13 protein-coding genes are annotated in these 14,378 nt (G+C 44.6%); 9 read left to right on the plus strand and 4 right to left on the minus strand.

What is annotated here, in order from left to right:
- Positions 1–12 precede the first annotated feature (12 nt).
- On the plus strand, positions 13–549 hold the full coding sequence (locus AC2D6U_RS04915; RefSeq protein WP_484719834.1) for a CIA30 family protein: 537 nt from the start codon (positions 13–15) through the stop codon (positions 547–549).
- Between the two features lie 59 nt (positions 550–608).
- On the opposite strand, the gene AC2D6U_RS04920 is transcribed toward AC2D6U_RS04915, so the two are convergent.
- The 4 genes from AC2D6U_RS04920 to AC2D6U_RS04935 are packed head-to-tail and all read right to left on the minus strand — an operon-like array spanning position 609 to position 6,071.
- Positions 609–3,317, minus strand: a complete 2,709-nt coding sequence (locus tag AC2D6U_RS04920) for a S9 family peptidase (RefSeq protein ID WP_484719835.1) — start codon at positions 3,315–3,317, stop codon at positions 609–611.
- A 22-nt stretch (positions 3,318–3,339) separates the two neighbouring features.
- Positions 3,340–4,668, minus strand: coding sequence for a Gfo/Idh/MocA family protein (locus AC2D6U_RS04925; protein WP_484719836.1), 1,329 nt, complete (start codon positions 4,666–4,668; stop codon positions 3,340–3,342).
- 21 nt (positions 4,669–4,689) lie between these two features.
- Positions 4,690–5,433 carry a 3-keto-disaccharide hydrolase gene (locus tag AC2D6U_RS04930; RefSeq protein ID WP_484719837.1) on the minus strand — a complete coding sequence of 248 codons (744 nt, stop codon included), beginning with the start codon at positions 5,431–5,433 and terminating at the stop codon, positions 4,690–4,692.
- A gap of 41 nt (positions 5,434–5,474) precedes the next feature.
- Positions 5,475–6,071, minus strand: coding sequence for a 3-keto-disaccharide hydrolase (locus AC2D6U_RS04935; protein WP_484720580.1), 597 nt, complete (start codon positions 6,069–6,071; stop codon positions 5,475–5,477).
- A gap of 453 nt (positions 6,072–6,524) precedes the next feature.
- Here AC2D6U_RS04935 and AC2D6U_RS04940 point away from each other — a divergent pair, with 453 nt between their 5' ends.
- The 8 genes from AC2D6U_RS04940 to AC2D6U_RS04975 all read left to right on the plus strand — a co-directional run bounded on the left by AC2D6U_RS04940 (position 6,525) and on the right by AC2D6U_RS04975 (position 14,319).
- The gene (locus AC2D6U_RS04940; RefSeq protein WP_484719838.1) at positions 6,525–7,271 is read left to right on the plus strand and encodes a fibrobacter succinogenes major paralogous domain-containing protein; all 747 of its coding nucleotides are present in this window, start codon (positions 6,525–6,527) and stop codon (positions 7,269–7,271) included.
- 773 nt (positions 7,272–8,044) lie between these two features.
- Positions 8,045–9,535 (plus strand): glycoside hydrolase family 30 protein, encoded by a 1,491-nt coding sequence (locus tag AC2D6U_RS04945; RefSeq protein WP_484719839.1) that lies wholly within the window; start codon positions 8,045–8,047, stop codon positions 9,533–9,535.
- A gap of 3 nt (positions 9,536–9,538) precedes the next feature.
- Positions 9,539–9,769: a CPXCG motif-containing cysteine-rich protein gene (locus AC2D6U_RS04950; RefSeq protein WP_484719840.1), complete on the plus strand. Its 231-nt coding sequence runs from the start codon at positions 9,539–9,541 to the stop codon at positions 9,767–9,769.
- 23 nt (positions 9,770–9,792) lie between these two features.
- Positions 9,793–10,359, plus strand: a complete 567-nt coding sequence (locus AC2D6U_RS04955; RefSeq protein WP_484719841.1) for a pyridoxamine 5'-phosphate oxidase family protein — start codon at positions 9,793–9,795, stop codon at positions 10,357–10,359.
- Positions 10,360–10,632: 273 nt separating this feature from the next.
- Entirely contained in the window at positions 10,633–11,544 is a 912-nt protein-coding gene (locus tag AC2D6U_RS04960; protein WP_484719842.1) for a hypothetical protein, read from the plus strand.
- A 276-nt stretch (positions 11,545–11,820) separates the two neighbouring features.
- The gene (locus tag AC2D6U_RS04965) at positions 11,821–12,618 is read left to right on the plus strand and encodes a LytTR family DNA-binding domain-containing protein (protein ID WP_484719843.1); all 798 of its coding nucleotides are present in this window, start codon (positions 11,821–11,823) and stop codon (positions 12,616–12,618) included.
- A gap of 91 nt (positions 12,619–12,709) precedes the next feature.
- On the plus strand, positions 12,710–13,969 hold the full coding sequence (locus tag AC2D6U_RS04970; protein ID WP_484719844.1) for a S41 family peptidase: 1,260 nt from the start codon (positions 12,710–12,712) through the stop codon (positions 13,967–13,969).
- Between the two features lie 191 nt (positions 13,970–14,160).
- Complete coding sequence (locus AC2D6U_RS04975; RefSeq protein WP_484719845.1) at positions 14,161–14,319, plus strand: hypothetical protein; 159 nt, start codon at positions 14,161–14,163, stop codon at positions 14,317–14,319.
- The last annotated feature ends 59 nt before the right edge of the window (positions 14,320–14,378 follow it).

Genomic DNA, 14,378 nt, shown 5'->3' on the forward strand with positions numbered 1-14,378 from the left:
AGTTATCCAACCATGCACAAGCTTTTGCTCATCTCCTTAAGTTTCCTTCTTATGACCGATCCTATGACCATCGACTTTGGTAAAGACAAGAACGACTCATGGTTTTCGGTGAACGATGGCGTAATGGGTGGCAGATCACAGGGGAAAACGAGCTACACTGAGAACAGCTTGGTCTTTACCGGATCGGTCTCCTTTGAGAATAATGGAGGATTTGCCTCGGTAAGAAGCGAGCAGCAAGTGATGGACCTGTCTGATTTTGAAACAGTCACCATTCGTTACAAAAGTACCGGGCAAAGCCTCAGTTTGAATTTCAATTACTACCGCCAATGGTGGTACCCGAATTACAAAGCCCTCCTTCCCGAAACCTCAGGTGAATGGCAAACCCTCACCCTCTACTTAGACCAACTGAAAGAATACCGCGTAGGAGAACCCACAGGCGACACCATAAGCCCTGAAAAACTCAAACGCATCATCCGCCTGGGCATCATGACCAACGATAAAAATGAAGGCCCTTTTGAGGCGGAAGTGGATTTTGTGAGGTTCGAATAAGACAAAATAAAATGGTCCTAGTTGAAAACTAAGACCATTTAAGTATTGATAAGCAATTGCTATTCCTCCAGCTTCACCTTCTTCTTATCTAAATGCTTGACACCGTCAGCTAGCCATTGCGGGGCTTCGGTGTCTTTGAGGTAGTGGTCAAAGTACTGTTTCATTCTCACTTGGAAGTCCTTTTGATTGGCTTCTTTCGTTAGGTGATGCGGTTCATCTGGATACACCAGCATGATCACTTCTTTGCCTAGTCTGCGCGCCGTTTGGTAATACTCCACCCCTTGCACGAAGTCTACTGCGCCGTCTGCTGTACCGTGCAAGATCATAAATGGGGTATTGATGTTCTCTGCGTTATGAATAGGCGATTGGCTGCGGTAAAGCTCCATATCTTCCCATGGACTCACTCCCATTCTTCCTTGCGACCATTGGATGATCGGTCCGTTGAAATTTCCCGTGCGCTTGTACACCACATTGTGCATGGAGATCAGGTTGGTCAAGGGTGCACCAGTGACCACACAGGCAAACATATCGGTTTGCGTCAGGATAAAGCTCGACTCATAACCTCCCCAGCTATGTCCTTGTAAACCAATTCGTTCTGGATCGGCATACCCAAGATCAATCACCTCTTGTGCGGCAGCTGTCACATCGTCTAGTGCTGAGCTTCCCGGCTTGCCCATATCGTAGACAATGTCCGGCATCAGCAGCAAATAGCCATTGCTGGCGTAGGTAGACATGTGCGGGCGGTCATCATACGTCGGCATAGAATACTGGTGGTGTCTCTGCGACATCTTCTCATAGAAATATATGACCATCGGGTACTTTTTACCCTCTTCATAGTCGGCCGGTAAAGCCAAAGTGGCTTGTAGTTTATGGCCACGCTTGTCGGTATAATCGACCAAAATCCTTCTACCCCATTTGTATTCGGACTGTTGTGGATTCGCATCGGTGATTTGTTGTGCTTTCTTGAAATCAGCGTTCGCTACCCATACATCTGGAAATTCTTCAAAGGTCTGCTGAGTATACATAACTACCTCTGCATCCTTGGCCTTGGTCGGTCTACCGATGCTCTTATCTACATAGAGTAAGGCTTTAGGCTTCTTGCCCACAGCTACCTCATAATAGCCTGATTTCTTGGTCCATTCACCATAAGCGCTTAATAGCAGCGGTTTTGAGACATCGTAAGTCTCGGCTTCCGGATCTAGTTGCGTCAGTCTGAAACGGATCTCGTTCTCATTACCCATCCCTTGTGTGATGTTCAACACCTCGTTTGAATTGAGTGAGAAAGCATAGATGTCGTATTTGTGGTTCATGAATATCCACTTGCCATCAGATGACCATCCTGCTATACCATAGACTGGCTTCTCTACCGGATAATCGAATTCCCTATTGGTGAAATCTACGTCAGTGTGTCTGGAGATATTCGTCGTTTGCTTCGTTTCAAAATCATACACCATCACTTGCGCATTTGTAGAATAGACCGCAAAACGACCCATTGGATCTGTGCCCATAAAATGGTAATTGTTCTCCACAATGAGCGACTCCTCTCCTGTTTCCGTATTGATCGCATAGAGATCAGCAAAGCCGGAAGGTTGATCTCTCAAGGCACGATATTTTTTATCGTACAAGGCTACCGCCCACTTAGATTTATCGCTGGTACGAACACCGGCCATCTCTTCCTTTTCTAATGGGATCAGCCTTTCATTGGCTAAATTGAAAACTGCCGCGTAGGTAGCTCGACGGTCACGATTGGCTCTAACCTCTTGTGCGGATTGCACCACTTCATCTTTCCAATGCCACACGTCGACGTTGGCTTCTAATTCATCTGCCTTTTTTAGCTCTGCTACTTGTTCTTTGATGCCCAAGAACAACTGGGTTCCGGCTTCATTCCAGCTTAGGTTTCGGTATTCGGATATCACATGGCCTTCTGGAACATTATTGAACGTCCTTACGACAGGCTTCATCCCTAATCCTAAGTTTGAAGCCCAAAGCAATGTATTCTCTCGCTGCATGAGGCTGTCTGCTTTGCTTCCAAAGAGTGCAGCAAATGCAGTACCCGCTTCGTTCCAAACCAATTGACTATAGGTATTGGCACTGCTATGTACAGCCTGCGTAGACATGCTTGATAGATCGATCGTGTAGACCCCATTACCCGCCTGACCATCAGCATCAACCAAATAAGTGAAAAGGCCTCCGGTTTCATTAAAACCGTAACTCGATACATTACCAATGTTTAGTACCATGTCGCCTGACAGGCTTCTTAGGATGAGGTCAGTTCCATTGTGCTCGGCATCGCGATCTTTCTTTACCTTTTGAATGGCGATGAAATTGGCCGTTTCCGAAAAGCTATATCCTTGTACATCTTTAATCTCCTCGACGCTCCGGTCGTTCAGGTTGTATAAATGCAAATTGCTATTCACCTGTTTTTTCTGCTTGCGAAGCTTTTCTGCCTCGGCTTTTACTGGATCGACCAAAAAGGCCAACCATTTGCTATCATTCGAAAAGGCTACACGCTTGGCATTCTTTACGCTGTAAACGGTATCCCCATCGAGCTCGCGAATAAAAAAGGTCGCATCCCCTTCATTGGGGGAATAAGCATAGGTCATCCATTCTCCATTGGGTGCGAGCACGGTGTTGGTGATACGGTTCCAGTCTTTGTAATCCTCTAGGCTGAGGACTTTCTTCTCTTGTGCAAACGCGATTTGGCTAGACAAAAGGAGCCCTATAAAGGCCAAAAAGTAAGATGAGTTAAGGGTTGATTTGATGGTCATAGTTTCGGTATAAATAATTCAATTAAAATTTTCGATAAATGCCATCTAAGTATTGATTGGCTTCATCTTCTTTAAATTGGGCTTTTTCACTATCCCAATGTAGTTTCTTATTTGGGAAACGTCCGGCAATGACGCCGAGTAAAATGGTTTCCGTCAATCTTGCAGCATAAGAAAAGGGCGCGCTGCACTCGTCTTTTCCTAAACAAGCATCCACAAACTGGTGGTAGTGCTTATTACTTTCTGCACCATAATCGGTAGTTGGGCTGCCGACATCATTAAAATTACTCAGGTCGAGGTCAAGGTATTCACCCTTGACAATATGCTTAGGCAATTGCATAAAGTGAGGCAATAACAAGCGTCCTTTTTCACCGACGAACATGGCCCCTTGATCTGGTAATGCCTCTCCATCGGGTAGTTTCAAGTCTTTATGGTTTTTGGGTGCGCCTGGACCGTCGTACCAGATCCATTTGAATTTATTCGTGGTATAAGCCGTACCAGGGAATTGATAGGTCACCTTGTTGTTTTCAGGAAAACCGAATCCTGTTGGCTTTCGGCACTTGGTTTTAATGGTTTTTGGCACATCTAAAGCAAGGGCATTGTAGGGTGTATCAAAAATATGAACGCCCATATCGCCGAGGGTGCCACAGCCATAATCCAAGAGTTTACGCCAGTTACCAGGATGATAAACACCCTCAGCATAGGGTCTCTTGGCTGCCGTGCCCAGCCAAAGGTTCCAATCCAAATGCTCAGGGATAGGATCCGTATGTTCAGGTGCTGGGCCATCAAAACCCCAATTTTTTGGAGACCAAGCATGTACCCGCTTTACTTTACCGATGATGCCTGACTGGATCAATGCGGTACCGAGCTTATAATCATAAAAGGAATGGACTTGAATACCCATCTGCGTGGTGAGTCCCTTTTCTTTGGCCATTTGATCCATGGCCCTGGCTTCAGAAACATGATGTGTAAGCGGCTTTTGGCAATAAACAGCCTTATTCATCTCCATGGCCATTAATGAGGCCGGTGCGTGCGTATGGTCTGGTGTTGATACGATGACGGCATCAATATCCTCGCTCATTTCTTTCAGCAATACCCTGTAATCGGCAAAAGTCTTGGCACCAGGGTGCATTTGATGGGCTGCAGCCAATCTGTTGGAATCCACATCACACAAGGCCACTACTTCGACCGCAGGGTGCGCGGAGATCGCTTTGAGGTCTTCCATGCCCATTCCACCCACACCGATATGGGCTGTTCTTAGTTTTTCAGCTTTGTCTAATGCCCACAAAGAGGAAGGCAATAAGGAGGCAGAGGTCAGCAATGCGGTGCTTTTTAAGAATGTTCTCTTATTCATATGAAAGCTTTAAATAGGATGTTATAACTTCTTGATCTTAATGTTTTTAAACCACAATGGACTGTCATGATCTTGTAGGCCGATGTAGCCTGATTTAAAGGATCCATAAAGCTCGGCATCCTTCCATTTGCCAGCGGCTTTACGTTCTTTCCAATCTTCAGACCAAGGCACAAAAGAGACGATCTTTTTTCCGTTGAGCCAATGTTCTACTTGCGTAGGCGTGAATATGATTCGGGAGGTATTCCATTCTCCTGCTGGCTTAACGATCTTTTGTTCGAGGTCTGGCGGATACATCGCATAGTCTGCCCCGGTCTTTTGCCACTCCTCGAGTTTGGCATTATTGATCTCTTCCCACTGCAGGTCATCTAATAATTGATATTCAGGAGCGATCGCTGGAGGACCTCCGGGTTCATTCTCCTTTAAATGGTAGAAAACGCCGCTATTGCCACCTGCAGGGAGCTTCCATTCGAGGTAAAGTTCGAAGTTATCAAATTCTTCTGCGGCATAAATAATGTCTTTTCCGCCTTGCCATTCGCTCTCAAGGCGTTTTTGGGTATCAAAGGTCAGTGTCCCATCCTCGATGACCCATTGTGGGGGCAGTGCATCTCCGTTGTAAGCGCGCCAACCTTCCGTGCTGGTGCCATCAAAAAGGTAGATCCAGTCATCGGTTTGAGATTCTGCCGTTTCTTTTTCTTTTGTCGCTCCACAGCTCCAGGTGATCAAAGCGAGCAGGCCTAGTATAGGAAGTGATTTCCTCAAATTCATCCGTTTGTCTTGCATATTGCGTTATCGTCTTTTTTTGCTACTTAATCTTGATCTAATGGCGTCAGTTCGATGTTTCTCCAGCGCACCTTGATGCCGCCTCCATCGTGTATCTGGAGCGCGATACTCCCCTTTCCGGCTCCTAGTTTTTCGTCTTTTAGGTGTACCATTTCGGTACCATTGAGCCAAGAGGTGACCTCATCGCCCAATACCCTGATCTTCATGGTGTTCCACTCACCCATTTTGAGGGCTTTGTCTTTTTCAGGTGCGGGCTGTATCAACCAGCCGCGACCATAGGATTCGTAGATACCGCCAGTATTGCTTCCTGGCGGCGCGACTTCTACCTGCCAACCGCTTACTTTGGTGCCCTCGACAGTTGACCTGATGAAGATACCGCTATTGCCATTGGACTCTTGTTTGAAATCCAGGGTCAGTTCAAAGTCATCGTAGAATGCTTCTGTCGAGAGATAGCCGTATTGTGCTGCTGGACCGCTTTCACAGATCAACTCTCCATTCTCGATATACCATTTTTCTTCGCCATGGTTTACCCAACCGTCGAGGTTTTTACCATTGAATAGTGAAATGGTAGCGTTTTGTGCATGGACGCTGTTGAAGGTGATCAGTAGGGCTAGACTGAGCATCACTTGGGTTCTTTTGACAGGATTCATTGGGTTTGGTTGATGTCTTACTCGCTGAAGATATGAACTCGTGACTCAAAAAACCAACCATTGGTCAAAAGCTATAAGGGACTAGCTTCGAGTTGTGAGTTATGAGCATCGAGCTGCAAGGCGTGTAGTAATTGCTTTCAATTCTTAATTGATAATTCTTAATTCCTAAATACCTGCAAGCGTCAATCTGACCGTCATTTCGAGGCGTAAACGCTGCGTAAGCGAGCGATTACAACGAGGCAATCTCCACACTCTTAATTCTCAACTAATAGCTTAAATCTTTTATCCTTAGCCCTCAGCCCTTAAACCTCAATCCATCCCCCGGTGCCGATATCTCTGCTTTATTTTGGTTTAGCAGCAAGCAGGCCGTACTATTACATACAACAAATTCTTGCGGGCAATAGCACTCCTGCTTTTAATGACCCCATGATGAAAGAACTCAACAAGTACCCTATCCTTTTTATCCTTTTCGCCTTCTTATTGTTCAGCTGTGATGACAACGAAACCACACCAGAGAATGAAACACCTGTTGTCGAGTCTGAAGCAATCTTCAATGAGGATTTAAGCTACGGCACCATGCAAGACAATGAAGGTAATACCTATCGCACGATAGAGATCGGTAATCAAACTTGGATGGCGCAGAATTTAAGAACCACACAGTTCAGAAATGGAGATGAAATCCCAGAAGTGACCGAGAATGCCGACTGGCCGGCCTTAATAGATGCTGCACAGAGTAGTTATGAGAACAACGACAATGAAGTCTTTTTGGCGACACACGGTCGTTTATACAATTGGTTCGCAGCGACTGATAACCGAAACATTGCCCCTGAGGGATGGCATGTCCCGACAATTCAAGAGTGGGAAACCTTGGCTGCCACCTTGGGCGGTGCCGAAAATGCGGGTGGCCAAATGAAAGAAATTGGGGAAGCCCGTTGGAATGCGCCTAATACCAATGCAGATAACTCCAGCGGCTTTACTGCTTTGCCTTCCGGAAGAAGAGAATACACCGATGGTCGATTCATAAACCAAGGGTTTAATACCTTCTGGTGGACAAGCTCTCCCTACAATCCGGATTATTCGTGGTACTACCAAGTCAATTATGACATTGCTTCCTTAAACGCAGCTAACTTCCATAAGCAGTATGGTTTTGCCGTGCGTCTAGTGAAAGATTGATATTGAGTGTTGAGTGTTTAGTGTTGAGTGTTTAGTGCTTAATGTTTAGTGTTGAATGTTTAATGATAAGTGCTGAGTGTTGAGCGTTCATCTAGCTTCTGACTTCCATCTTCGGTCTTCTAGCTTCTGTCTTTCAACATTTGACTGCCTAGTATTGAATATCTTGGCTATGTACCATGTACTATCTACTCAATATCCTATATCACAATATGTCGAAGATTTACTGTCAGTTTGATTGAAGCAGGGAAATGATGTTGAGTGTTTAAGGCTAAGTGTTTAGTGCTTAATGTTTAGTGTTTAGTGTTTAGTGTTGAATGTTTAATGATAAGTGCTGAGTGTTGAGCGTTCATCTAGCTTCTGACTTCCATCTTCGGCCTTCTGACCTCCATCTTCGGTCTTCTAGCCTCTGTCTTTTGTCTTTCAACTTCTGACTGCCTAATATTGAATATCTTAGCTATGTACCATGTACCATATACTATCTACTCAATATCCTATAACAGAATATGTCGAAGATTTACTGTCAGTTTGATTGAAGTAGGGAAATGATGTTGAATGATAAGTGTTGAGTGTTTAATGTTTAATGCTTAATGTTGAATGGTGAGTGGTTCCTCTAGCTTAGAGCTCATCCTATTACTCATTCTTCATACGTCATGCCTCACAACTCGCCCCTTGTAGCTTACAGCTCTTAGCTCTTAGCTCATCCCTCACAACCCCTTCCTCCCACTCCCTACTCTAAACAATATTTATTAGATTAGAGGAGTAACCTCAAGCGAATGAAAAACATCAAATTTGCCTTGCTCAGTTTGGGCAGCCTTTGCATTTGGGCATGCAGCGATAAACAAGAACTTTCAGTCGAAGCATACGAAACCTCTGCTGCCGGTGGTAACTGGCAGGTAGTCGAGCAAATAGCAGGTACGGGCGATATTCAATTGAAATTGAATCCGGAGAAGACCTACCAAACCATGACCGGCTTTGGCGGTGCCTTTACCGAGTCTTCCTCCTATTTACTCAATCAGCTGGGTGAGAAAAATCGCAAAAAAGTCATTGACGCCTATTTTGCACCTGAAGGCGCGGCTTATTCTTTGACACGTACGCACATCAATTCCAGTGATTTCTCACTAGGGAATTACGCCTATGCTCCTGAAGAGGACATGTCGCTAAGTAACTTCAGCATTGAAGAAGACATGGACGATGTGATTCCTTTCATCAAAGAGGCACAAGCGGCCTCACAGGATGGGTTTAAGATCCTAGCGTCACCATGGACGGCGCCCCCTTGGATGAAGGACAATCAAGATTGGAAAGGTGGTAAGCTCTTACCGAAATACTATGACACCTGGGCGCTCTATTTCTCCAAATACATTGACGCTTACCAAGCCCAAGGCATTGACATCTGGGGACTTACCGTAGAGAACGAGCCATTAGGCAACGATAGCAATTGGGAAAGTATGCACTATACGGCAGAGGAATTGGCGCTTTTTGTGGAAAATCATTTGGGCCCTTCTTTAGAAGAAAACGGACATGGAAACGTGGTGCTTTTAGGCTATGACCAAAACCGTGACGAAGAATTGGATCACTTTACGGAGGCGCAATGGGCCAACGAAACGCGTAAACAATATTTTGATGGAACCGCAGTACACTGGTATGCCAGTACCTACAAGTATTACCCGGAACTATTGCAAATGGCGCATGAAAGAGCGCCAGGCAAGTACTTGATTCAATCAGAGGCTTGTGTAGACGCTGAAATACCCCATTGGTACGACGACGCTTGGTATTGGGCCAAAGAAGCTACCGACTGGGGCTGGACATGGGCTCCGGAAGAATTAAAAGCAGACCATCCCAAATACGTACCGGTTTACCGCTATGCCCGTGACATCATCGGCTGCATGAACAACTGGGTGGATGGCTGGATCGACTGGAACATGGTACTCGACCGCCAAGGAGGCCCCAATTGGGCAAGCAATTGGTGCATTTCTCCCGTCATTGTAGATCCTGATGCCGACGAGGTCTACTTTACACCGTTGTACTATGTGATGAAGCATTTCAGTAAGTATATCCGTCCCGGAGCTGAGCGCATCGACTTTAGCCTGTCCGATGATAGTCTGATGGCGACTGCAGCGAGCAACCCCGATGGATCGACTGTCGTGGTCTTGCTGAACATGGAAGAAACCGCCAAAACGGTTCGTATCGAACTGAATGGAGAACAAGTCAACGTTCCGCTTAAGGCTCAAGCCATCCAGACCTTGGTATTGAACGCCGTAGAATAAGGAATGTGCAAACCATTGGCCGTTCGATGTGTTGATGAAGAAAACGTCATCATGCAGGAACACTTCTTTGGTTGCCCTTATTGTGGGGCAGAGATCTCCATGCTGTTAGACCCCTCTATTCGTCAGCAAAGGTATATCGAGGATTGTGAGGTTTGCTGTAATCCGATACAGGTGACCTTGGTCTTTGAAAAGTTAGACCTGATCGAATTTAGGGCCGATTCTATTGAACAATAGTGCCTGTGGAAGCTTTAAGAAATATGCTTATCCAGAAGGAACAATCATTAGCCGAAGTGTTCAATGCCGTAAAGCAAGAATTGAAACGATCGACAGTAGACAAGAAGCACCCTTTTCGCTACACTGTCTTGAGTACTCAAGGAACCCATGTTCGCTCTCGTTATGTGGTTCTACGAGATATCGCCGATAATTTTCAATTCATCATCTACACGGATAGTAGAAGTCGAAAGGTGAATGAATTGGCCAAGCACAACGAAGCCCAGCTGCTCTTTTATCATCCAAAGAAGCAAGTGCAGGTGGTATTGACAGGATATGCGAGTATTTTACAACATGAAGACTTCAGTGAAAAGGCTTGGGAGAAAGTGCAAGGACCAGCAAGGAAAGCGTATAATACCCAAAAAGCACCAGGAGCATCAATAGATGAACCCGCTGAAGGCCATTTATGGAGAGATGCCATGGATGACACCTATTTTGCCGTGATCACGATTGACCCAAAGGAGATCGAAGTACTGCAATTGAACAAATCGGAACACCTGAGAGCTTCCTTCCAAAATAAGAATGACTGGGCCGGTGAATGGCTGGTTCCTTAATACTCCATACAATCTGTAACTTCTACCTTTCACGCCAGGAAAAGCACTTCGTATCACTCCTAAACATGAAAACCAAGACATGTCCATATTGTCAACAAGCCAGCAACGTGATGTATAGAATTCAAGTGCAAAAAGGTAAAGAATGGATATTTGTTTGCCCAGAATGCCTACCGAGTTGTCAACAGCTACCACAATACCGTTATGGAGGCACATGGAAAGGTGCCCGCCACTAGGCCTAAACATTAAGATTCACTTCCTGTTACTTTAGAACAGTTGACAAATCACTTAAACTCATACTACAAGCTTGTACTATCTTCTGAGACGAAGGAAAAGGCCGAACGAGCGATCATATGGGTCTCCATTTTAAGTTTCATTGTTCATTTGGGGTTAATAGAGGCGGTTGATCTGGGCGTGATCGACATCCCCTTCCAATCACAGTTGCTGACGAATCATATTTCAGCGATTTATACACCATTTTCATTTATCCTCTTATTTGAGGTCTATCTTTTGGTTTATCATATCCCAAAGTCTACCTCTACCTACATCGCCAAGCAATATGAGATCATCACACTTATCATCATCAGAAGAATTTTCAAGGACTTAGCCAATCTTGATTTATCGATCAACTGGTTCGAGGACAAATATGATCTCCAGTTCACTTATGACATCATATCAACACTTATACTCTTCTTTCTAATCTTTCTTTTCCATCGACTCCACAGGAATAAATCAGCACATCAACAGATCTCAGCGCTTCCTCAGAAAATTCAGCTTTTTATTGAACGCAAAAAGCGAATCGCGTCATTCCTTGTCCCTGTCATCATCATCATGGCCGTATATACATTCGTTGCTTGGAGCGGAGATCTAGTTCTCTATTGGAATGATGCACAGAAAGGTGCAAGTAGCTTTGCCGACATCAATAATATTTTCTTCGATGAATTTTTCACCGTGCTCATCCTGACCGACGTCCTCCTATTGCTCTTTTCATTTTTTCACACCTCTGAGTTTCATGTATTCATTCGCAATTCTGGCTTTATCATTTCGACGATCTTGATTAGGATCTCCTTTTCGATAGAAGGTGTTTTGAACAATGCGCTCATCATTGTGTCAGTGCTTTTTGGGGTACTCATCCTGTGGATTACACAGAAGTACGAGCAAATCGAGAAGGAAAAGCTGGAAGTATGATGCTGCTCGACTGATCCATATCATCTTCATGAAACGGCAGCTGCCTTTACACGAATTATTTCATCTTTGATTCGATCTACCTGCTGTCATGCATACACTCATTCTAGCCTATGCTGAGAACCTTAACCCTTTTTCACTTCAAGACCTGGCGTCATAAGGCACTTTCTGTTGATGTACAGATAAGTAGATAGTTAAAATGAACACAAATCAACAAGATGATTTGTTTATTCAACCTTATATTCGAAATATTCAATGAAACGTCGATAGTCTCTTGACATGAAAAAAGCATACCCATTCGATCCATTACTTAGGCACCATTTGATCATCGCTGGTGGGTTGGCCATTTGGGTATTCACTTTTTTGTTTTTTACTGAGCCGCTGGATGTGGCTGAGCTGCTGCCAGAAGAAAAGCTCCTTTATCTTCCGGTCTATGGCTTATTTGCCTCTGCTTGTTACTTATTGACGCTTCCCTTACAGCAGTTGCTTTATCAGCGTTGCAAACAAACCTGGTCTTTATCGGCCGAATTGCTTCTGCTTGCTTCCATCTTCGTATTAGGCTTCTTGATTACCCGCGGTGTCTATTATTACATTGTCATGAGACAGCATCCTAATGCTTATGACCTACTCTATTTTTTGAAAGCCATCTACATGCCGGCCATCATGACCATTTTGCCCATTATTGCCATTGGCAGATGGTCTTTTGGGAAATACAGAGAAAATAAAATTGAAGAGAAGAAGATCGAGATCAAAGGAACGGGTAACTATGAAGGCATACGACTGCACTTGAGAGACCTTGTTTGCATTCAGTCTGCTGACAATTACATTGAAGTCAACTACCTTGAATCTAGAAAACTCAAAAAACAGCTCATTCGAAACAAGCTTTCAGAGGTTGAAAAACTCAGACCAGAACTGATCAGAACTCACCGTTCCTACTTAGTCAATCCAATGCATTTCAGGCAATGGAAATCTGGGAATCGTAAGGTTTTGGTCGTACTTGGTAATGGAATAGAGATCCCCGTTTCTAGTACATTCAAGGAACAAGTAGAACAAGCAGTCAATTCCGCCACAGACTAGTGCCATTTCACCACAAGAGGCTTATACTATAGGTTAAGGCCGTTTTTTCTTGCCTAGGTTTGTTTCATCGTAAAACAAAAACACAATTGAAATGAAACAGATCATCACCCTTATGATTGTCTTATTCTTCACGCAACACCTAGCCGCACAAGAATCCTGTAATTGTCCGCAAGAGCTTAGCTTCGTTTACACTCAAATGCAAAGCATGGCATCATTCAAGTCACAAGTGAAGGGCGCCGAAAAGAAAGCCTTTGAGAAGACTTACCAAGCCATCCGCGAAAAGATCAATGAGAACACCTCCAAAGTCGAGTGTTTTTGGCAAATGAATCAATTGATGAGTTTTGTGAAAGACGAACACGCCTCCATCTATGAGACTAGTCCCGATTATACGGTAGAGGACATTTATGATTCGGCCTTTATCCAGAGGTATCAAAAGAGCGAGGTCTTCAAGAACTTCCCGAAAGCGACAGTGGACCTAGCATCACTGCGAACAGACCTGATGGGAAAAGAAATTGACGACATAGAAGGAATTTATGCCATGGGACAAGATGTTATGGAAATTGGTGTTTATCGAACGGCAAGCCAAGACAGCTTGCTTGCTGTGGTGTTGAGCTCAAAGATTGGCATTTGGGAAGCAGGACAGGTATTTGCCTTCATCAAAGAAGTAGAGGCTTTAGAGGGCATTTATGACGTCATAACCTTCAGCCAAGTCTACAAAAACCTTAGGTTCATGAACAACCGATGGGTTAGAAATGGCATCTTATTTTCAAATGTCAAAAAACCCCTTAGCACCAAAGATTACGGCATTCCTGCTCTTGAAGCCAGCGATGCCTACCAGTTAAAGAGATTGAACGATGAGGTTCAATACATTTGGATCGATAATTTCAGCCGGATCGGTAATGCGCAAAGAAGAGATCAGCTCATTCGCCAAATAGAAGAAGAACTGACTTCAGATTACTTGATCTTTGATTTACGAAATAACCCAGGCGGTGCAAGCAAGATCTCTAAACCCATTCTTAAGGCTATTGACAAGCATTCCGATGCAAAAGTGTATGTTTTGACCAATTACGGCAGTGGAAGCAATGCAGAACAAACAACGGTTCGATTGAAGGCGAAGAAAGGAACGGTTCACCTCGGGGAGAGAACACGAGGAGCTATTGCCTATGGAACCAATTATGGAACTTCTTATGCCTCTCCTTCAGGTATGTTCCGGATCTTACCGACTGATATGAAATTCAATAAATGGTTGTCATATGAAGAGGTGGGCGTTGTGCCGGATATTGAATTGACGCAAGATACCGATTGGATCAAGCAAACGCTGGACATCATTGAAAGACAGAAAAACCTGTAAGGGTTAGTCAGATGAACTGATGGGCCTTATTTGTGCCCAAGGCTCGGGGGATGAGTATTGAATGTTGAAAGACTTCAGTGCTATCCTCCGAGCGCATGTTGCAAGTCTTTTCCAATCCCCCTGCCCCCTTCACCAAGGGGGAAATGGAGTGGCTGATATTTCAATTCTCTTAAGAAGTAAACCCAAACCTCATGCTATTACCCACTACGCAAGACTCAAGACCCAAGACGCAGGACCCAAGACGCACTACGCAATACGTGGTACGCGGTACGCAATACCAATACAGAGACTCTTCGGACCCGAATGCTCGGGATCCTCTGAGTGACGTTCTTTTTGAGTTTGGCGCGTGATGTGGGATGCGTGGTGGTTGGTGAAGGATGTGAGAAGATTGAAGCTTGAAGCTTGTCCC

This window comes from Roseivirga sp. YIW32 (assembly GCF_057219245.1).

Excerpts from the sequence above, each read along its gene's own strand:
- AC2D6U_RS04915 (WP_484719834.1), top strand. The coding sequence starts at position 13 with ATGCACAAGCTTTTGCTCATCTCCTTAAGTTTCCTTCTTATGACCGAT.
- AC2D6U_RS04920 (WP_484719835.1), bottom strand. The coding sequence starts at position 3,317 with ATGACCATCAAATCAACCCTTAACTCATCTTACTTTTTGGCCTTTATA.
- AC2D6U_RS04925 (WP_484719836.1), bottom strand. The coding sequence starts at position 4,668 with ATGAATAAGAGAACATTCTTAAAAAGCACCGCATTGCTGACCTCTGCC.
- AC2D6U_RS04930 (WP_484719837.1), bottom strand. The coding sequence starts at position 5,433 with ATGAATTTGAGGAAATCACTTCCTATACTAGGCCTGCTCGCTTTGATC.
- AC2D6U_RS04935 (WP_484720580.1), bottom strand. The coding sequence starts at position 6,071 with ATGCTCAGTCTAGCCCTACTGATCACCTTCAACAGCGTCCATGCACAA.
- AC2D6U_RS04940 (WP_484719838.1), top strand. The coding sequence starts at position 6,525 with ATGATGAAAGAACTCAACAAGTACCCTATCCTTTTTATCCTTTTCGCC.
- AC2D6U_RS04945 (WP_484719839.1), top strand. The coding sequence starts at position 8,045 with ATGAAAAACATCAAATTTGCCTTGCTCAGTTTGGGCAGCCTTTGCATT.
- AC2D6U_RS04950 (WP_484719840.1), top strand. The coding sequence starts at position 9,539 with ATGTGCAAACCATTGGCCGTTCGATGTGTTGATGAAGAAAACGTCATC.
- AC2D6U_RS04955 (WP_484719841.1), top strand. The coding sequence starts at position 9,793 with ATGCTTATCCAGAAGGAACAATCATTAGCCGAAGTGTTCAATGCCGTA.
- AC2D6U_RS04965 (WP_484719843.1), top strand. The coding sequence starts at position 11,821 with ATGAAAAAAGCATACCCATTCGATCCATTACTTAGGCACCATTTGATC.
- AC2D6U_RS04970 (WP_484719844.1), top strand. The coding sequence starts at position 12,710 with ATGAAACAGATCATCACCCTTATGATTGTCTTATTCTTCACGCAACAC.
- AC2D6U_RS04975 (WP_484719845.1), top strand. The coding sequence starts at position 14,161 with ATGCTATTACCCACTACGCAAGACTCAAGACCCAAGACGCAGGACCCA.